The 18,298-nt window shown below is 71.1% G+C and carries 17 protein-coding genes and 1 pseudogene; 5 read left to right on the plus strand and 13 right to left on the minus strand.

Features of this window, described 5'->3' with window-relative positions; genetic code table 11:
* Window positions 1-143 precede the first annotated feature (143 nt).
* The 3 genes from A3IC_RS0128765 to A3IC_RS0128775 are packed head-to-tail and all read left to right on the plus strand — an operon-like array spanning window position 144 to window position 1,722.
* On the plus strand, window positions 144-698 hold the full coding sequence (locus A3IC_RS0128765; protein ID WP_020553532.1) for an RNA polymerase sigma factor: 555 nt from the start codon (window positions 144-146) through the stop codon (window positions 696-698).
* Window positions 689-1,381, plus strand: a complete 693-nt coding sequence (locus A3IC_RS57105; protein ID WP_020553533.1) for an Asp23/Gls24 family envelope stress response protein — start codon at window positions 689-691, stop codon at window positions 1,379-1,381. Before A3IC_RS0128765 ends, A3IC_RS57105 begins: the two co-directional genes overlap by 10 nt.
* Window positions 1,378-1,722 (plus strand): Asp23/Gls24 family envelope stress response protein, encoded by a 345-nt coding sequence (locus A3IC_RS0128775; protein WP_020553534.1) that lies wholly within the window; start codon window positions 1,378-1,380, stop codon window positions 1,720-1,722. The genes A3IC_RS57105 and A3IC_RS0128775 overlap by 4 nt, the downstream gene beginning before the upstream one ends.
* Window positions 1,723-1,761: 39 nt before the next feature.
* Here A3IC_RS0128775 and A3IC_RS0128780 read toward each other — a convergent pair whose 3' ends face one another.
* The 5 genes from A3IC_RS0128780 to A3IC_RS0128800 form a co-directional block, all read right to left on the minus strand.
* Window positions 1,762-3,015: an FAD-dependent monooxygenase gene (locus tag A3IC_RS0128780; RefSeq protein WP_205353887.1), complete on the minus strand. Its 1,254-nt coding sequence runs from the start codon at window positions 3,013-3,015 to the stop codon at window positions 1,762-1,764.
* A 54-nt stretch (window positions 3,016-3,069) separates the two neighbouring features.
* On the minus strand, window positions 3,070-4,971 hold the full coding sequence (locus A3IC_RS0128785) for an ABC transporter ATP-binding protein (RefSeq protein WP_020553536.1): 1,902 nt from the start codon (window positions 4,969-4,971) through the stop codon (window positions 3,070-3,072).
* 180 nt (window positions 4,972-5,151) lie between these two features.
* Complete coding sequence (locus A3IC_RS0128790) at window positions 5,152-5,901, minus strand: enoyl-CoA hydratase/isomerase family protein (RefSeq protein WP_026218865.1); 750 nt, start codon at window positions 5,899-5,901, stop codon at window positions 5,152-5,154.
* A gap of 226 nt (window positions 5,902-6,127) precedes the next feature.
* On the minus strand, window positions 6,128-6,361 hold the full coding sequence (locus tag A3IC_RS0128795) for a helix-turn-helix domain-containing protein (RefSeq protein ID WP_020553538.1): 234 nt from the start codon (window positions 6,359-6,361) through the stop codon (window positions 6,128-6,130).
* Window positions 6,362-6,770: 409 nt separating this feature from the next.
* Window positions 6,771-8,369 (minus strand): ABC-F family ATP-binding cassette domain-containing protein, encoded by a 1,599-nt coding sequence (locus A3IC_RS0128800; protein WP_020553539.1) that lies wholly within the window; start codon window positions 8,367-8,369, stop codon window positions 6,771-6,773.
* Window positions 8,370-8,643: 274 nt separating this feature from the next.
* On the opposite strand from A3IC_RS0128800, the pseudogene A3IC_RS57110 reads away from it, so the two are divergent.
* Window positions 8,644-9,117 (plus strand): annotated as a pseudogene (locus A3IC_RS57110) (neutral zinc metallopeptidase); the annotation flags it as partial.
* A gap of 87 nt (window positions 9,118-9,204) precedes the next feature.
* Here A3IC_RS57110 and A3IC_RS0128810 read toward each other — a convergent pair.
* Window positions 9,205-9,753: a hypothetical protein gene (locus tag A3IC_RS0128810; RefSeq protein WP_158696137.1), complete on the minus strand. Its 549-nt coding sequence runs from the start codon at window positions 9,751-9,753 to the stop codon at window positions 9,205-9,207.
* A 219-nt stretch (window positions 9,754-9,972) separates the two neighbouring features.
* Window positions 9,973-10,404, minus strand: coding sequence for an ATP-binding protein (locus A3IC_RS68985; RefSeq protein WP_158696138.1), 432 nt, complete (start codon window positions 10,402-10,404; stop codon window positions 9,973-9,975).
* A gap of 435 nt (window positions 10,405-10,839) precedes the next feature.
* Here A3IC_RS68985 and A3IC_RS57120 point away from each other — a divergent pair, with 435 nt between their 5' ends.
* Entirely contained in the window at window positions 10,840-13,755 is a 2,916-nt protein-coding gene (locus A3IC_RS57120) for a hypothetical protein (RefSeq protein WP_040877316.1), read from the plus strand.
* A gap of 169 nt (window positions 13,756-13,924) precedes the next feature.
* Here the strand turns inward: A3IC_RS57120 and A3IC_RS0128825 are convergent, their stop codons facing one another.
* Genes A3IC_RS0128825 through sufD form a run of 6 tightly spaced genes read right to left on the minus strand, consistent with a single transcriptional unit; the run spans window position 13,925 to window position 18,298 of the window.
* Entirely contained in the window at window positions 13,925-14,257 is a 333-nt protein-coding gene (locus A3IC_RS0128825) for a metal-sulfur cluster assembly factor (protein WP_020553543.1), read from the minus strand.
* The gene (sufU, locus tag A3IC_RS0128830) at window positions 14,254-14,706 is read right to left on the minus strand and encodes a Fe-S cluster assembly sulfur transfer protein SufU (RefSeq protein WP_020553544.1); all 453 of its coding nucleotides are present in this window, start codon (window positions 14,704-14,706) and stop codon (window positions 14,254-14,256) included. The genes A3IC_RS0128825 and sufU overlap by 4 nt, the downstream gene beginning before the upstream one ends.
* 17 nt (window positions 14,707-14,723) lie before the next feature.
* A complete protein-coding gene (locus A3IC_RS0128835; protein ID WP_020553545.1) occupies window positions 14,724-15,983 on the minus strand; it encodes a cysteine desulfurase in 1,260 nt (419 codons plus the stop codon).
* Entirely contained in the window at window positions 15,980-16,744 is a 765-nt protein-coding gene (gene sufC, locus A3IC_RS0128840) for a Fe-S cluster assembly ATPase SufC (protein ID WP_020553546.1), read from the minus strand. The genes A3IC_RS0128835 and sufC overlap by 4 nt, the downstream gene beginning before the upstream one ends.
* A 7-nt stretch (window positions 16,745-16,751) precedes the next feature.
* Window positions 16,752-17,069, minus strand: coding sequence for a non-heme iron oxygenase ferredoxin subunit (locus tag A3IC_RS0128845; protein ID WP_020553547.1), 318 nt, complete (start codon window positions 17,067-17,069; stop codon window positions 16,752-16,754).
* Window positions 17,066-18,298, minus strand: a complete 1,233-nt coding sequence (gene sufD, locus A3IC_RS0128850; protein WP_020553548.1) for a Fe-S cluster assembly protein SufD — start codon at window positions 18,296-18,298, stop codon at window positions 17,066-17,068. Before sufD ends, A3IC_RS0128845 begins: the two co-directional genes overlap by 4 nt.

Below are 18,298 nucleotides of genomic sequence, written 5' to 3' on the forward strand. Positions count from 1 at the left end.
GATGTTTCGCGGAATCCGACGCTATCCCGCCGGGCGGCTGCGGGCGTGCATCCCGAACGCGCGCCCCGCCGCGAGAGTGGCGGTTCTCGTGTTGCGCCCCCCGGCACAGTACGGTCGCCGGGTCGGGACGAGGAGGGAAGCCGATGGCCGACGAGGCCGAGCTCGACGAGAGCACCCTGGTGGTGCGGGCTCAGGAGGGCGACGCCGAGGCATTCGAGGTACTGATGCGTCGGCACGGTCGATCCCTCTACATGCTCGCGTTGCGCATCCTGGGACGCCCCACGGACGCGGAGGACGCGGTCCAGGAGGCGTTCATCGGCGCGTGGCGCAGGCTGCCCGGATTCCGCGCCGAATCGTCGTTCCTGACCTGGATGTATCGCATCGTCACCAACCGTGCGCTGAACATCGCCCGGACCAGACGGCCCACGGTCGGTCTCGATCAGGTGCCGGATCGGGCGATAGAGCAGATGGCGGACAATCCGGAGCGACGGGCGGAGGGGTCGGCGGCGCTCAAGGCGCTTCAGCAGGCGATGGGCACGCTCACCGAGGAGCAGCGGGCCTGCTGGGTTCTGCGCGAGTTGCACGGGCAGAGCTACGACGAGATCGCGGCGGCCGTGGGGATCGGGTCGAACGCGGTCCGAGGCAGGATCTTCCGAGCACGACAGACCCTGGCGGAGGCGATGCGGCCGTGGACATGACGAACGAGGCGGGCGACGCGCCCGACGCGCTGCGGCTGCCCTCCGCGGCGGAACTGCTCGCGACGACCCGGCACGCCTCGGCGGAGCCGGCCGAGCCGGTGAGCGCCGATCCGGATTCGGATCCACTGCCGTGCGGACGAGATCCCGAGGCGGTGCTCGAACACGCCGCCGCGGGCGAGTCGGACGAGCATGAGCGCTCGTGTCCCGAATGCCAGGCGCTGCTGCGCGACCACTCGGTGCTCGACCAGGTCACCCGCGAGTGGGCCGAGTTGCCGGTGCCGGTGCCGGACGACCTGGGCACGCGGGTGATGCGGCTGGTCCGGGCCGAGCTGCACACCGGCCGATTGCTGCCGCTGGGCGAGCCGGACGAGCAGTTGACGCTGACCGAGACCGCCGCGGCGCGTACGCTGCGGGCGGCGGTGGACGCCGAACCCGGTGTGCAGGCCCGCAGTTGCCGGATCCGGCCGTACGAGAACCGGGCCGGCGCGGCGGTGCCGGGACCGGTCACCGTGCGGTTGTCGGTCGGCGTGCCCTATGGCGAGCCGATCCACGCGCTCGCCGATCGGCTGCGCGAGCGGGTGCGCCGCGCCGCGAGCGAACGACTGGGGTTGGAAGTGGCGAAGGTGGACGTGGACGTGGTGGGCCTGGAACCGGCCGCCGGAAATCGGGAGGCGAACCGATGAGGCAGCCCGCGACGCGCATCTCGCGCGAGACGTCCGTCCTGGCCCGGACCACCGCCGGCAGCGCGGCGCTGGCCGTGCCGGGCGTGGTGGACCTGCAACCGGGTCTGCTCGACGCGGTCGCGCAGATCTCGGGCGGTCTGATCCCGGGCCGGGTCCCGGGGGTGACCACCCGCGTGCTCGACGAAGTCCTGCACGTGGACGTGCAGTTTCGCGCGGCGGCGGACCGCCGGGTGCTGGACGTGGCCCGCGAGGTGCGCGCGGCGGTCACCGCCGAGGTGCGCCGGCAGACCGGGCACAAGCGTGTGGTGGTGCACGTCCTGGTCACCGACGCGGGAGTGTGAGCCCGGTTCCCGCCGCCCGCGTGCCGGACCGGGCCCGGGTCAGGCGTGGGCGAGGCTGTACGAGGGCCGCTCGTTCAGCCCGGCCGGATCGTGTCCGGGCAGGTGGCCGTAGGCGCCGATGATGCCGCCGATCTCCTCGGTGGCGGTCAGCGGTCCGCTCGCGTCGGCGGCGCGCGGCACACGTCCGTGCCCGATCAGTTGCAGCCACTTGTTCAGCGGCAGTCGGGCCCGCTCGTACGCCTCCAGGGCCTCGACCGGATCCTGGTACGAGGCCAACGAACGGGCCAGCACCCGCGCGTCGACGATCGACTCGGACGCGCCGCCCAGCACGTAGGGATACATCGGGTGGGCCGCGTCGCCGAGCAGGGTGACCCGGCCGAACGACCACTGGTCCAGCGGCGGTCGGGTCACCAGCGGATAGCCCGACGCCTCGGTCGGCGTCTTGACCATCGCGCCGATGTCCGCGCCCGCGATGCTCCAGCCGCGGAAGACCCGGGTGAGCCGACGCAGGTCCGCGGGGCCGTTCCAGCCGGTGTCGCCGAGTTCGCCGGCCGATTGCCGATCGGGCAGCTCCGCGAGCCAGTTGGTGAGCGTGGTTCCGTCCCGCGGGTCGATCGGCTTGATCGGGTGCGCCATGAACCGCGCCTCGCCGTGCGCGGTCATGATCATCGTGTGACCGTCGGCGAACGGCACACAGCGGGTGGTGCCGCGCATCAGGATGCGCGGCTGCGCGACCGGCAGGCCCTCGTCCGGCAACAGCGTCGCGCGGGTCGCCGAGTTGATCCCGTCCGCCCCGATCAGCACGTCGGCCCGCTCCTGCCAGGGCCGCTCCTCGCCGTCGACGAAGTACGCGGTCACGCCGTGCTGGTCCTGGTCGAAGCCGGTCAGCCGTGACCCGGTGCGCACCGCCGAGCGGCCCAGCCGCTGGTAGACCGCGCGCAGCAGGGCGACCTGCAACTCGCCGCGGTGCACGGACAGATGCGGCCACAGGAAGCCGGCCCGCTGGCCGCGCGGTGCGAGTACCACGCGCGTGGCCGCCCGGTCCGGATAGGCCACGCCGGACAGCGGCACGCCCAGGTTGGCGATCGGGTGGTAGAGGTCGAGTTCGGCGAGTTCGCGCACCGCGTGGGGCAGGAGGCTGATCCCCAGCCCGAGGGGCCGGATTCTCAGTGCCGCGTCGATCACCGTCACTTCGGTGATGCCCGCGTCGTACAGGCTCAGTGCCACAGCCAGTCCACCTATGCCGCCGCCGGCGACGAGAACACGCACGTAGAAGCCCCTCTTGCCAACCACTTGGAATATCACCACACTACCCGCCGTCTCGCACTGCGGGCGGCCGACGCGCGCTCACACGGCCAGCACCTCGGAATCGGTCGTCTCCTCTTCCCGGTCCCGGAACTGACGGTGGTACAGGTCCGCGTACAGTCCGTTTCGGACGAGCAACTCGGCGTGTGTGCCGCGCTCCACGATGCCGCCGCCGTCCACCACCAGGATCAGGTCGGCGTCGCGCACGGTGGACAGCCGGTGGGCGATCACCAGCGCGGTGCGGCCCTCGAGCGCGGTGGCCAGCGCCTGTTGCACCGCCGCCTCGGACTCGGAGTCCAGGTGCGCGGTCGCCTCGTCGAGCACCACCACGCGCGGTGACTTGAGCAGCAGTCGGGCGATCGCCAGCCGTTGCTTCTCGCCGCCGGACAGGCGGTGTCCGCGTTCGCCGACCACGGTCTCCAGCCGGTCCGGCAACTCGGCCACCAGATCACCGATGTTCGCCCCGCGCAGCGCGGCCCACAGTTCCTCTTCGCTCGCGTCCGGCTTGGCGTAGAGCAGGTTGCCCCGGATCGTGTCGTGGAACATGTGCGAGTCCTGGGTGACCACGCCGACGGCGTCCCGCAGCGAGTCCAGCGTGACGTCGCGCACGTCGTGGCCGCCGATCCGCACCGACCCCTCGCTCGCGTCGTAGAGCCGGCCGACCAGCGAGGTGATCGTCGTCTTGCCCGCCCCCGAGGGCCCCACCAGGGCCACCACCCGACCGGGTTCGGCCCGGAAGGACACGTCCCGCAGGACCGGTTCGGAGCGGCGCCGATCGAGCACCGCGACACTCTCCAACGAGGCCAGCGAGACCTGGTCCGCTCCGGGGTAGGCGAAGGAGACGCCGTCGAACTCGACGGTGGCCGCATCCGCCGGCAGCGGCTCGGCTCCCGGCTTGTCGGCGATCAGCGCGGGCAGGTCGAACACCTCGAAGACCCGCTCGAAGCTGACCAGCGCGGTCATCACGTCCACCCGCACGTTCGCCAACGCGGTCAGCGGCCCGTACAGCCGACCCAGCAGCACGGTGAGCGCGACCAGCGTGCCCACGGTCAGCCGTCCGTCCACCGCCAGATGCCCGCCGATCAGGTACACCAGCGCGGTCGCCAGCGAGGCGACCAGGGTCAGCGCGGTGGCGAACACCCGGTTCACCAGCGCGATCCGGATGCCGATGTCGCGCACCCGGGCGGCCCGCCCGGAGAACAGCGCGTCCTCCTCCTCGGGCCGGCCGAAGATCTTCGCCAGCATCGCGCCGGAGACATTGAACCGCTCGGTCATCACGGTCGACATCTCGGCGTTCAACTGCATCTGCTCGCGCGTCATGGTCTGCAACCGGCGACCGATCCACTTGGCCGGCAGCAGGAACAGCGGAAGCAGGATCAGCGAGACCAGGGTGATCTGCCAGGCCAGGTAGAACATCGTGCCCGCCACCAGCACCAGGCTCACCAGATTGGACACCACGCCGGCCAGGGTCGAGGTGAACGCGCGCTGCGCGGAGAGCACGTCGTTGTTCAGCCGCGAGATCAACGCGCCGGTCTGGGTTCGGGTGAAGAACGCGATCGGCTGTCGCTGCACGTGCGCGAACACCCGGCTGCGCAGTTCGTAGATCGAACCCTCGCCGATCCGCGCCGAATACCACCGCTCGGCCAGGCCGAACCCGGCGGAGAGCAGCGCGATGCCCGCCACCACCATCGCGAGCACGGTCACCAGGTGACCGTCGCCCTCGAGCACCCCCTCGTCCACGATCCGCTGCGCGAGCAGCGGCGGCACGATGGTCAACACCGCGCCGATCACGACCAAAATCAAATACGCGGTGATCTGCCGCGCGAAAGGTCTCGCGAACTCGCCCACCCGTCGGACCGTGCCGGGGGCGAGCTTGCGCTCGACCACCGACGCGTCACGCGTGTAGGACCGCAGATTCATGCCCATCGGGCCGCCGCCACTCATACGCCTCGCTCCCCGTACATATCGAGTGATCACAACTCGAGTGATTACAACAAAATCCTGAGTCAACCTCAGCACTTCGTGTACAGGAACACCGGCACGGGCCCGCATAGTCCCGGGCCCGACCCGGGTTTCGAGCGCGGGCGGCGGCGCGATGTGTGACGGAGGTCTCGCCGGTATCCCCTACTCACCCGTCCCGGCGAGGTCGCGCAGTCGGCGGGCCTGGGCCGCGCGTTCGGCGGCGCGCTGTTCGTCGTACGTGCGCGCCGAAGCCCCCGCGAGCAGGGCCTTCGTCTCGATCACCGCGTCGCGCGGCGCGGCCAGGAGCGCGGCCAGCAGGTCGCGCGCGGCACCGTCGAGGTCCTCGCGCGGCACCGTCAGCGTGGCCAGTCCCATCGACACCGCCTCCTGGGCGCCGACCCAACGCCCGGTGACGCAGATCTCCAGCGCGCGGGCATAACCCACGAGGTCGACCAACGGCTTGGTCCCGGCCAGGTCCGGGACCAGACCGAGCGCGGTCTCGCGCATCGAGAACCGCGCGTCGTCGGCACACACCCGCAGATCGCAGGCCAGCGCCAACTGGAACCCGGCGCCCACCGCATGCCCCTGCACGGCGGCGACGGTGAGCAGGTCGGGACGACGCCACCAGGTGAACGCCTCCTGGAACGAGGCGATGGTCGCGTCGAGTTCGTCGTCGCTCGCCCCGGCCAAGGTGACGAGATCCGACTCTCCCGCGATGCCCCCTCCACCGGGGAACATCCGCCGATCCAGGCCCGCGGAGAAGGAAGCGCCCTCCGCGCGCAACAACACGGCCCGGACGTCACCGGGCAGGTCGCGACCGACTGCGGCGAGCGCGCGCCAGAGCGCGGGAGTCTGCGCGTTGCGCCGGTCGGGGTTGGTGAGGGTCACCACCGCGAACGAACCTTCGATCACGACCGAAAGGTCCTGCCGTGCCGCGTGGTCGGTGCTGCCGACCTCGCCGCCGTTGTTGTCCGTGCCGCCGTTGCTGTTCGTACTGTCGAGCTGATTCGCCACCACGTCCACGGTCCCTCCCGTGTTCGGGTCGCTTCCGTCGAACGACCACGCGCCCGACGTTACCGGTCGGTCACATGGTCGTTCGGCGGACGGTACGGTGTTGCCGATCCTTTGGAGCTCGACCTCAGGCCGAGGACGACGCGGCGGTCTTGGCCTTGCCCCGCGTTGCCCCACCCCTGCCTCGGAGGGTCACCCCGGACTCGCTGAGCATCCGGTGCACGAAGCCGTATGAACGGCCCGTCTCCTCCGCGAGGGCGCGGATGCTGGCACCGGAGTCGTACTTCTTCTTGAGGTCAGCCGCGAGCTGCTCGCGCGCGGCACCGGTCACCCGGCTGCCCTTCTTCAGAGTCTCGGCCACACGTGCCTCCTCATAGGAAGTGCGCTCTGGAATCCCATGATCACCCCTGAGGCATGGCATGGCCAGTGATTCCACCGGGCCCGAAGGCTTGATCATCGCGGCGCGTGGCCTCTTGCACACAAAGATCACCCGAGCGGAATCGCACCTTCCCGTGCCGAATGCTTGACCGAATCCTGTGTCCGCCGGCAAAGGCGCTGGTCACCCATGAGATTCGCGACCTTGCTCTGCGTCGCCGTCGAGGCCGGTGACCGGCGTCACCTGCGGACCGGAACGATGGCTTCCCCTTGTGAGGGTTTCGTGGCGAAAACCCGTCGGGGGGACGAAAGCGATCACCCCGTCGGGTTGCCCATGAAGGCAACCCGACGGGGTGTCGGTGGTTCCGGGTGTCCGGGCGCGGGCGCCCGATCGGTCAGGCGAGCGCGACCAGGTCCGCGTAGTCCTCGTTCCACAGGTCCTCGACGCCGTCCGGGAGCAGGATGATCCGCTCCGGCTGGAGCGCCTCCACCGCGCCCTCGTCGTGGGTGACCAGGACGACGGCGCCCTCGTAGGTGCGCAGCGCGTCCAGCACCTCGGCGCGGCTGGCCGGGTCGAGGTTGTTGGTGGGCTCGTCCAGGAGCAGCACGTTGGCCTTGGAGACCACCAGCGTCGCCAGGGCGAGCCGGGTCTTCTCGCCACCGGAGAGCACCCCGGCCGGCTTGTCCACGTCGTCGCCGGAGAACAGGAACGAGCCCAGCACCTTGCGCACCTCGACCAGGTCGAGGTCGGGTGAGGACGAGCGCATGTTCTCCAGGACCGTGCGCTCCGGGTCGAGCGTCTCGTGTTCCTGCGCGTAGTACCCGAGTTGGAGCCCGTGGCCGGGTTCGATCTTGCCGGTGTCCGGCTCCTCGACGCCGCCGAGCAGCCGCAGCAGCGTGGTCTTGCCGGCGCCGTTGAGGCCCAGGATGACCACCCGTGAGCCCTTGTCGATGGCCAGGTCGACGTCGGTGAAGATCTCCAGCGAGCCGTACGACTTGGACAGGCCGGTCGCCATCAGCGGGGTCTTCCCGCACGGCGCCGGCTTGGGGAAGCGCAGCTTGGCGACCTTGTCCGACTTGCGCTCGCTCTCCAGCCCGGAGAGCAGCTTCTCGGCGCGCCGGGCCATGTTCTGCGCGGCCACCGTCTTGGTCGCCTTGGCCCGCATCTTGTCGGCCTGCGAGAAGAGCTGATCGGCCTTCTTCTCCGCGTTGGCCCGCTCGCGCTTGCGGCGCCGCTCGTCGGTCTCGCGCTGAAGCTTGTAGGCGTTCCAGCCGACGTTGTAGATGTCGATGGTGGTGCGGTTGGCGTCCAGGTAGAACACCTTGTTGACGCACGCCTCCATCAGGCCGACATCGTGACTGATCACGATGAAGCCGCCCTTGTAGGTCTTGAGGAAGTCGCGCAGCCACCCGATCGAGTCGGCGTCGAGGTGGTTGGTGGGCTCGTCCAGGAGCAGCGTGTCGGCATCCGAGAACAGGATCCGGGCCAGCTCGACCCGACGCCGCTGACCACCGGAGAGGGTGTGCAGCTCCTGGCCCAGGATCCGGTCCGGCAGACCCAGGCTGGCCGAGATGGTGGCCGCCTCGGCCTCGGCCGCGTAGCCGCCCTTGGTCAGGAACTCGGTCTCCAGCCGCGAGTACCTGCGCATCGCCTTCGCGGCGGTCTCGCCGCTGGCGCTGGCCATCAGACCCTCGGCCTCGCGCATCCCGGACAGCGCCACGTCCAGCCCGCGTGCGGACAGGATCCGGTCCCGGGCGAGCACGTCCAAGTCGCCGGTGCGCGGGTCCTGCGGGAGGTAGCCGACCTCACCGGTGCGGGTGATGGTGCCGGACGCGGGCTGGGTCTCCCCGGCGAGCGTCTTGGTCAGGGTGGTCTTGCCGGCGCCGTTGCGCCCCACCAGGCCGATCCGGTCGCCGGCCGCGACCCGGAAGGAGGCGGGTTCGAGCAGAATGCGGGCGCCGGCGCGTAGTTCGACGTTGGTTGCGTTGATCATGAAGGACTGGACTCCCGGTCGGGGACTGACGAAGACGGACGGTCGTGCGGGGCTTGCGGGGAAGCCACACCGCTCTAAGGCCGCTCGCGGGGATATCCAGAGAAACCGACCATGCACCCGAGTCTACGGGAGCGCTCGCGGCGGATTTCCGGGCGTCCTGCGGGCACGAGGGCAACCCGGGCGATAAAAAGTCGGAAAAGGGATATCCGTCACTCGACATCCTGCACATCCTTCGTCCGGCCCTGGTGTCCCCGAGCCCGCAGGCGGCGCCCCGATGCAGTTCGACGACGACGCGGATCTCGACACGTCACAGATCGAGGACCGACGCGGCTCGGCCGGCGGCGGGCAGCGCCGTCCCGGGCTCGCGGCGGGCGGCGGCGCGGCGGGTCTGATCGTGGCGGCGCTCGGCCCGAGCGACGGCGGCGACTCGGCCCCGGCGGACAACCGCGCGCTCGAGGACTCGTGCCGCAGGGGCACCGACGCCAACGCCCGCGACGACTGCCGGATCGTGGGGGTGGTCGACAGCGTGCAGACGTATTGGACGAGCGAGTACCGGCGCCGCGGCGCGAGCTACCGGTCGGCGCCGACCCGGTTCTTCACCGGCGACACCTCGACGGCGTGCGGCGGAGCCACCTCGGCGGCGGGGCCCTTCTACTGTCCGGGCGACCGCAAGGTCTACATCGACCTGGGCTTCTTCGACGACCTGCGTACCAGGTTCGGCGCCAAGGGCGGACCGTTCGCCGAGGCGTAGGTGATCGCGCACGAGTACGGCCACCACATCGCAGCCCCGCCGGCGCTTGAGGCGAACCCAGCCCCGCCGGCGCTTGAGGCCAAATCAGCCCGGCCGGCGATTGAGGCCACGAACGTCGACCACAGCCAACCGAGATCGATCCACGATCTCCTCCGCGTCGGCGACAGCCGAAAGATGCCGCGCCAACCTCTCCCGCACCTCCCGCCCCCCACCATCCACAACTCGCAACGAGACCCACGCGGCCGAAGCCTCCAGCGCAGCCCTCGCACCGGCCGCCGCCGCCGCGAGCCAGGGCAACACGTCCTCGTCCGCACCATCGCGAACCGTCCCCGCCAGCCCGATCAGATCCGCCGCCAACGCCGCGATGCGCAAAGGCACTTCGACCTCATCCGCGGCAACGGAATCCACCTCCGCCGCATGGCCCACCCGCATCGCCCGCTCACGCATCCGCCCCGCCTCGGCCCGCGCCGCGCGCATCGTCTCCTCGGCGTCGGTGGTGTGCAGCGCCAGCGCCGCCGCCCGCTCGATCAACGCCGCAGCCTGCGCGGCCTGGAGCGCCGCGGCGGCCCCCTGTACCGCGACATCGGGACTGGCCAGCCGGTCGAGGTGTTCCCCGATGGTCTGTTCGCGCAACGGACTCTCCTTGCACAGGGTGGACACTGTCCCTGCCAGAGTGCCCGCCGAGATCCAATTGCGCCATTTATCAACCATGTTGGTTTGAGTTCGCCCCACCCCACACCGCCCACACCGCCCACACCTCGGCACCACCCACACCGCCGGGCGACCCGCGCCACCCGCACCGCGTCGCGCGCCCCGCTCGCGATCACCGACCCGTGCGCCGCGCGCTCGGGTTCACCGGGCGGTCTTGACGTCGCACCAGACGACCTTGCCGTCCGGAACGGGGTAGCTGCCCCATTCCTCGGCCATCGCATCCACCAACAGCAGCCCGCGCCCGTGCTCGTCGAGCAGGTCCACCGCGCGCCCCGGTGACGGGAGCGCCGCACCGCTGTCCACGACCGCGATCCGGATCGAGTCGTCCCGCCGCAGCACGGCCACCGCGACCGTACGACCTCGCGTCGAGTGTTTGATCGCGTTGGTCACCAGCTCCGACAGGAGCAATTCGAGGGTGTCCACGGGCGCGTCGGGGGCTCGGTCGTCGAGTACCCGACGCAACGCGTGCCGCGCTCGCGGGACCGCCTCCACGGTGGCCGTCAACCGCAGTGACAGGAGCAGCGGGCCGGCCGGAGACTCCCCCGATCGCTGCGATGATGCGGTTTCGCCCACGTCTCCCCCTGCTCTCCCCTGGTGGCACGGATGAGGCGGCCGGAGGCATCGGCGACCTTTGTCCAAACTAGCCGCCCTTGTCTCCACTGTTGGTGAGATCGACTTCTTTGCCCCTGGTGAAACGTGGCGCGGGCCGGCGATGGACGTGCGACCGGCGCTCGATCGGCGCACGCCGTCGACAAAGGCGCCCTCGGGCGCCCGGGACGCGGTTCCCGCCCCGCTCGCCGGGGTAGCGATTCCCGACGACAGCCGCGCCGAGCAGCGCGTCGAAGGTGCCACGTGACTCGGATCGCACGGCCCGGGAGGGGGCTCGGGGAACCAACCGAACCGCCGCTTCGTCCCGCAAGCAGATGGCAACGGCTCGGGACACCCCGGTGCCGGCTCGCCACCCGGCCGCTAACGTCGGGGGTACCGACCGCGTCACGGAGGACCTGCATGCAGCCCCGGCTCCAGGCCACTCTGGCCGATTTCGTACCGGCCCTGCGCTTCGTCGCGCCCGAACTCGTAGCCGACTACCTCGAACACGAGAATCTGCCCGCGGCGTGGTGGATGAGCGTGCCCGTGGTGCGGGCCGCGGACACCTTCGGCCGGGACGAGCTTCCGGGGCGCCTCGCCGATCTGGCCTACACCGAGCTTCGCCACCTTCGCCTGGGCGACCTGCTGCCGGGAGCGTGGCTGGCCCGCAACGGCTTCCGGCTGTCCCAGTGGCCCGACGGCGCCCGGACGAACGTGATGGTGCGTACGCCGGACTGGGCGGACCTGCTCACCACCACCGTGCGCGAGGTCGGCGACTGGACCCAGATCGGCACCTCGACGGTGCGGCCGTTGGTGGCCCGGCTGTTCGAGGAGGTGCTGGGGCTGCTGCCCGCGGACGACGAATCGGTGGACGCGGACGCGGTGTTCGGCGTGCCCGACACCGCCGCGAGCGAACCCGTACCGGCCCTCGCATCGGCCTCGGCGGTCGAGGCACAGCCGGAACCGACCCCGACCGAGCCCGAGGCCGAGCCCACACCCGAGCCCACACCCGAGCCGGTGCCCGCCGCGCCGAGCGCCGTGATGCCGGCCCCGCCGATCGACGGCGACTGGGACACTCCGGACGACTGGGGCGACCTGGACGAGGACGAGCTGCGCCCGGTCAAGCTGCCCGAGCCGCTGACCGCCGAACTGGGCACCGTGGTGCGTTGGTTGGCCGCGCAGGCACCGGACGTACCGCTGATGGCGCAACTCGCCCAGGTCACCCTGGAGACCGCCGCGGTGGTCGGCCTGGAGGACGCCTCGGAGGAGGTCCGGACGGCGTTGACCGCGCTGCTCACCCAGGTCCCGTCCGGACTGCGCGCGTCGCTCGCGATGCCGCCGGCCGCGCCCGAGACGGGCGAAGCGGCGGCCGAGCCGAGCGCGCCGCCCGCGTCGACGCCGGAGACGGCGGCGGGTCGGGACGCGTACGGCGAGGTCCCGCCACCCACCCGGGCCGACGTGTCCCCGGCCCGGCCGGCCGACCCCAAGCCGGCTGCGAAGGCCGAACCGCGCTCCGCGCCCGAGCCGCACGCCCCCGGCGACAGGTCCGACGAGCCCGCGATCGGGTCGGGGTCCGGCAGCCGCCGGGAGCCGGTGATCCGGACCGAGGACACGTTTGCGGACGCGCCGCCGCGCGCCACGTCCGCCGAGCCCGCGGCCGAGGACGACCGGCCCGGCCTGGACGCGTTCGGCGAGACGCCGCCGATGACCGTCGCGGACATCCCGATCCGCACGATCAAGGACCGCGGCCCGGCCGATGCGCCCGCCGGCCCGGCGCCCGAGTCGACGTCGAAGCCCGCCGGGGCCGGTTCCGCCGAAGACCCGGGGCAGGACGCGTTCGGCGAGATCCCGCCGCCCACCGCGGGCCGGATGCCGGCAGTCGGCGAGTCGGAAGCACCGCGCACGCCCGAGGGCCTGCGCATCCCGCCCCGACCGAGCCACCCGCCGCGCACCGCGCCGGCCCCGACGTCCGTCCCGGAGCCGGCCGCCGGTGCGACCGCCGCGGAGGTACCGTCCGTGCCCGCGCCGCCGGACCACTCGGTGGTGCCGCGGACCAACCGGGGTACCAAGGCCGCCGCCGCCGACCCCGAGGCCACCGTCGAAATGGTGCCGGGCGCGCTGCCCGCGACCGAGGACGTCACGATGCTCGTCGACCGGCCGCCGCAACGCGCCGGCGAACCCGGCGGAGGCGACCCGGTCACCATTCTGGGGTCCTGGTTCACCACTGCCGAGCCGCAGCGCAAGGTCCTCGCCCGGGATCGGCTGTTCACCGACGCGCCGCGCGAACTGGAATCGCTGGCGGCCGAGTTCGGCATCTCGCCGGCCGAGGTCAAGATCATGGAGCGGGACCTGCGGCGCAATCTGGACGAGCGGATCGCCCGCTCGGAGGGCGCGCCGGTCCGGGTCCACCTGAGCTTCGTCCGGGACCGACTCGGCGTGCTCACCACGGTGTCCGAGCTGCGCGCCCTGCACCCCAAGCACACCGAGATCGTGCCGGGCCTGGAGATCCAGGTGTGGCAGGTGCTGCGCGGCCTGCTCGGCCTGCACACGTCGGTGGACGGCTGGCTTTCCGGCGCGCCGCTCGGCGAGTTGTCCGACCGTACCCAGAACACGCTGGACGCGGCCTGCGCACACGGCCCGGTGCCGCTTCGGGCGCTGGAGCGCGACCTGGCCGCGATGGGCATCCGCAAGCCGTTGCAGACCGCCTGGATCAGCCGGCTGGAGGGCTTCCAGGTGGAGAACGGCCAGGTGCTCTCCCGCTCGGCGGACACCCTGGAACGGCCGGCCCAGAAGCAGCAGCCGGCGCCGATCGGGGATCCGTCCTGGACCGCGGGCTGCTTCCGCGAGGACACCGGCGCATGGGCGTTCCGGGTGGACGTGTCCACCGCGATGCTCGAAGGCGAGCCGGTCAAGCTGCCGGTCGCGTTCGCCCAGGCCCTGGGCGTCACCGCCGGCGGTCAGGTCCGCCTGCACCACGGGCACGGCCCTGCCGCGCTGCGCTGGTCGGACACGCCCTACCTGGTGTCCCTGCGCGCCATTCTGGCCGGACTGTCCGCACACGAGGGCGACATGGTCTTCATCTCGTCCATCCACCAGGGCCGCCTGGAGGCCCGCCTGGTCCGCGGCGACGCCACGGTACGCCTCCCCCGCTGGGCCCGCGCCCTACGCCACACCGGCGTGGACCCGGTCCCGGAACAGGTCAACCTCCCCGAACTCCTCGGCGCCCGCATCGGCCTCGACCCCGGCATCGATCTCAAGGCCGTGCTCCACCGCCTCCAACAACGCGGCGACACCGACGTCCTCGAACTCCTCGGCGTAACCCAGCCCCGCCCCTGAGAACCCGAAAGCGCCGGGCCGGCCCGACAACCATCGGACCCGCCCGGCGCTTCGCCCACCTCCACACACCCGAAACCCACAGCCGATCAGCCCGGCCGGCGGATGAGGCCAACCCGGCTGCCGAACAGCCCGAGTGCGCGAGGCCGACGGGCCCAGCCGGCCCGGGAGGCTACAGGTTGAACCCCAGCGCGCGCAGCTGCTCGCGCCCGTCGTCGGTGATCTTGTCCGGCCCCCACGGCGGCATCCAGACCCAGTTGATCCGCATGTCCGCGACGATCCCCTCGGTCGCGGATCGCGTCTGGTCCTCGATCACGTCCGTGAGCGGACACGCCGCACTGGTGAGCGTCATGTCGATGGTGGCGATGTTCGCGTCGTCGACATGCACGCCGTACACCAGGCCCAGGTCGACGACGTTGATCCCGAGCTCGGGGTCCACGACGTCGTACATCGCCTCGGTGACGTCCTCCGGCGTAGCCGCGGGACGCGCCTGCGTCTCGGTCATTTCTGCCCTTCCGTCGTCTGCAGTGCCTGCGCGGTGGCGTCCTTGAAGGCCATCCACCCCAGCAACGCGCACTTCACCCGCGCCGGGTACTTGCTGACGCCGACGAACGCGACGGCGTCCTCCAGGACGTCCTCGTCCGGCTCACCCTGCCCCTTGGACTGCATGAGCGCGAGAAACTCGTCCCCCGCGTTCAGCGCGTCCTCGATGGTGTGCCCGATCACCAGGTCGGTCATCACGGACGTGCTGGCCTGGCTGATCGAACAGCCCTGGCCCTCGTAGCTGACGTCGAGAACCTTCTCGCCGTCCAGCTTCACGCGCAGCGTGACCTCGTCCCCACAGGTCGGATTGACGTGGTGGACCTCGGTGTCGAACGGGTCCCGCAGCCCCTTGTTGTGCGGGTGCCGGTAGTGGTCCAGGATGATCTCCTGGTACATCCCGTCAAGCTTCATCTTCGCCTCCCCCCGTATCAGCCGAAGAACTGACGAACATGTTCCAGCCCCGCCACGAGCGCGTCGACCTCACTCGGCGTGGAGTAGAGGTAGAACGAGGCTCGCGTGGTCGCCGGCACGCCGTAGCGCAGGCACACCGGACGGGCGCAGTGGTGACCGACCCGGACCGCGATGCCCTGCTCGTCGAGCACCTGGCCCACGTCGTGCGGGTGGATGTCACCGAACGTGAAGGAGATCGCCGCACCGCGCGCCACGTTGTCCGCCGGGCCGATGATCTTCAGGCCCTCGACACCGTTCAACGCGTCGATCGCGTAACCCGTGATCGCGTGCTCGTGCGCGGCGATGCGATCCATGCCGATCGCCGACAGGTAGTCGATCGCCGCACCGAGCCCGACCGCCTCCGTGATCGGCGGGGTGCCGGCCTCGAACTTGTGCGGCGCGGGCGCGTACGTGGACGCGCTCATCGTCACGGTCTCGATCATCTCGCCGCCGCCCAGGAACGGCGGCAGCTCCTCCAGCAGGCCCAACCGGCCCCAGAGCACGCCGATGCCGGTCGGACCGCACATCTTGTGGCCGGTGAACGCGACGAAGTCGGCGCCCAGGGCTTGGACGTCGAGCACCGTGTGCGGCGCGGCCTGCGACGCGTCGACCACGACCAGGGCGCCGACGTCGTGCGCACGGCGCACGATCGGCTCCAGGTCGTTGACCGTGCCGAGGATGTTCGAGGTGTGCACGACCGAGACGACCTTGGTCTCCTCGGTGATCACCTGCTCGATGTTCGACAGGTCGAGCCGGCCCTCGTCGGTGAGCCCGAACCACTTGAGCTTCGTGCCGGTGCGCTGCGCGAGCAGCTGCCACGGGACGATATTCGAGTGGTGCTCCATCTCGGTGATCACCACGTCGGCGCCCACGCCGACCTTGAACGGTTCGTCCGCCCAGGTCAGCATGTTCGCCACGAGGTTGATCGCCTCGGAGGAGTTCTTGGTGAAGATCACCTCGTCCCGGCTGGGCGCGTTGATGAACTGCGCGACCTTGTCCCGGGCGCCCTCGTACAGCGCGGTGGCCTCTTCGGCCAGCACGTGCACGCCTCGGTGCACGTTCGCGTTGCTGTTCGCGTAGTAGTGCGTCATGGCGTCGATCACCTGACGCGGGGTCTGCGACGTCGCCGCGTTGTCCAGGTAGACAAGCGGTCGGTCGCCGTGCAGGAGCCGTTCGAGGATCGGGAAATCCTTGCGGATCGCGTCCGTGTCGAGCAGCCCCGGCAGGTGCACTGTCATGCAGTCTCCCCCTTGCCGGTGTACGCCTCGTAACCTTCGTCCTCGAGCTTGTCCGCGAGTTCGGCGCCGCCGGACTCGACGATCCGGCCGCCCGCGAAGACGTGCACGTGGTCGGGCTTGATGTACTTCAGGATGCGCGTGTAGTGGGTGATCAGCAGGGTGCCGATCTCGCCGCCGGCCTGCACGCGGTTGACGCCCTCGGACACCACGCGCAGCGCGTCGACGTCCAGACCGGAGTCGGTCTCGTCGAGGATCGCGATCTTCGGGCGCAGCAGTTCCAGCTGAAGGATCTCGTGGCGCTTCTTCTCGCCGCCGGAGAAGCCCTCGTTGACGTTGCGCTCGGCGAAGGCGGGGTCCATCTGGAGGCGCTCCATGGCCTCCTTGACCTCCTTGATCCACAGCCGCAGCTTGGGGGCCTCGCCACGGGTGGCGGTGGCGGCGGTGCGCAGGAAGTTGGACACCGAGACGCCGGCGACCTCGACGGGGTACTGCATGGCGAGGAACAGGCCGGCGCGGGCCCGCTCGTCGACGGTCATGGACAGCACGTCCTCGCCGTCGAGCAGCACACTCCCGCCGGTGACCCGGTATTTCGGGTGGCCCGCGACCGAGTACGCCAGGGTCGACTTGCCGGAGCCGTTGGGGCCCATGATGGCGTGGGTCTCGCCCTGCTTCACGGTCAGGTCGACGCCGCGAAGGATCTCGCGCGGACCGTTCTCGGCGTCCACACTGACGTGCAGGTCGCGGATCTCAAGCGTTGCCATAACGGACTCAGGACTCCTGGTTCACTTCGACATAGACGGCGCCGCCGTCGATCTTCACGGGGTACACGGGGACCGGCAGATTGGCCGGGGGGCCCGAGGGGCGGCCGGTACGCAGATCGAAGCGCGAGCCGTGCAGCCAGCACTCGATCGTGCAGTCCTCGACCTCGCCCTCGGACAGCGAGACGTTGGCGTGCGAGCACACGTCGTTGATCGCGTACACGTCGCCTTCGGTGCGCACGAGGGTGACCGGGACCTCGTCGAGCACGACGCGCAGCGGCGTGTCCTCGTGCAGGTCCGTCTCGGCGCAGGCCCTGAGGTAGCTCATCGGGCGCCGCCTTCGAGGCGCGCCTCGATCTGCTTCATCAGCCGCTCCTGGAGGTCGGCGATGCCGACCCTGGAGATCACCTCGGCGAAGAAGCCGCGTACGACCAGGCGGCGGGCCTCGTCGGCCGGGATGCCGCGCGACTGGAGGTAGAAGAGCTGCTCGTCGTCGAAGCGCCCGGTCGCACTGGCGTGCCCGGCGCCGGCGATCTCGCCGGTCTCGATCTCCAGGTTGGGCACCGAGTCGGCACGTGCGCCGTCGGTGAGCACCAGGTTGCGGTTGAGCTCGTAGGTGTCGGTGCCCTCGGCGGTGGCCCGGATGAGCACGTCGCCGATCCACACCGTGTGCGCGTCCGCGCCCTGGAGCGCGCCCTTGTAGGTGACCAGGCTGCGGCACTGGGGCACGTCGTGGTCGATGAACAGACGGTGTTCCAGGTGCTGGCCGGCGTCGGCGAAGTACACGCCGTACAGCTCGGCGTCGCCGCCCGGGGCGTCGTAGACCACCCGCGGGAACAGCCGGACCAGGTCGCCGCCGAGGGTGACCACGACCGACGTGAAGGACGCGTCCCGACCCACCCGGGTCAGGTGCGAGGCCACGTGCACGGAATCGGCGTCCCAGTCCTGGATCGAGACGACCTTGAGCTGAGCGCCGTCGCCGACGATGAACTCGACGTTCTGCGCGTAGGTCGCGGAGCCGCTGTGGTCGAGCACCACGGTCGCCTCGGCGAATCGCTCGACCTCGATCGTGACGTGCCCGAACGCGGTGCCGCCGGCGCCGTGCAGGGTGACCACGACCGGCTCGGCGAGCTGGGTGTCCTTGCCGACCACGACGAGCGTGGCCTTCTCGAACGAGCTGTACGCCTGGGCCGCGACCCGGTCGACGGGCGCGCCGGCGCGGCCGATCCGCGCGTCGGAGCGGTCCACCGTCTCGACGGTGACGCCCTCGGGCGCGGTCACCGAGACGGTGACCTCGCCCCGGTCGCCGCCGGCGGCGGTGCCGTCGTGCAGGCCGCGCAGGCGGGCCAGCGGGGTGAACCGCCAGTCCTCCTCGCGGCCGGTGGGCACCACGAAGTCGGCCACGTCATAGGACGCGACCGCCACCTGACGGGCGTCCGCGGGCTGGGCGACCGAGCGGCCTGTGCCGGGGCCGGCGAGCACGTTCTCGGCCCCGGCCTCGCGCACGGCGATCGATCCGGCGGTGGTGCTACCGGGAGTGTTGGTGTTCGCAGCCAT

It is taken from the genome of Embleya scabrispora DSM 41855, from assembly GCF_000372745.1.
Lineage (GTDB): Bacteria > Actinomycetota > Actinomycetes > Streptomycetales > Streptomycetaceae > Embleya > Embleya scabrispora.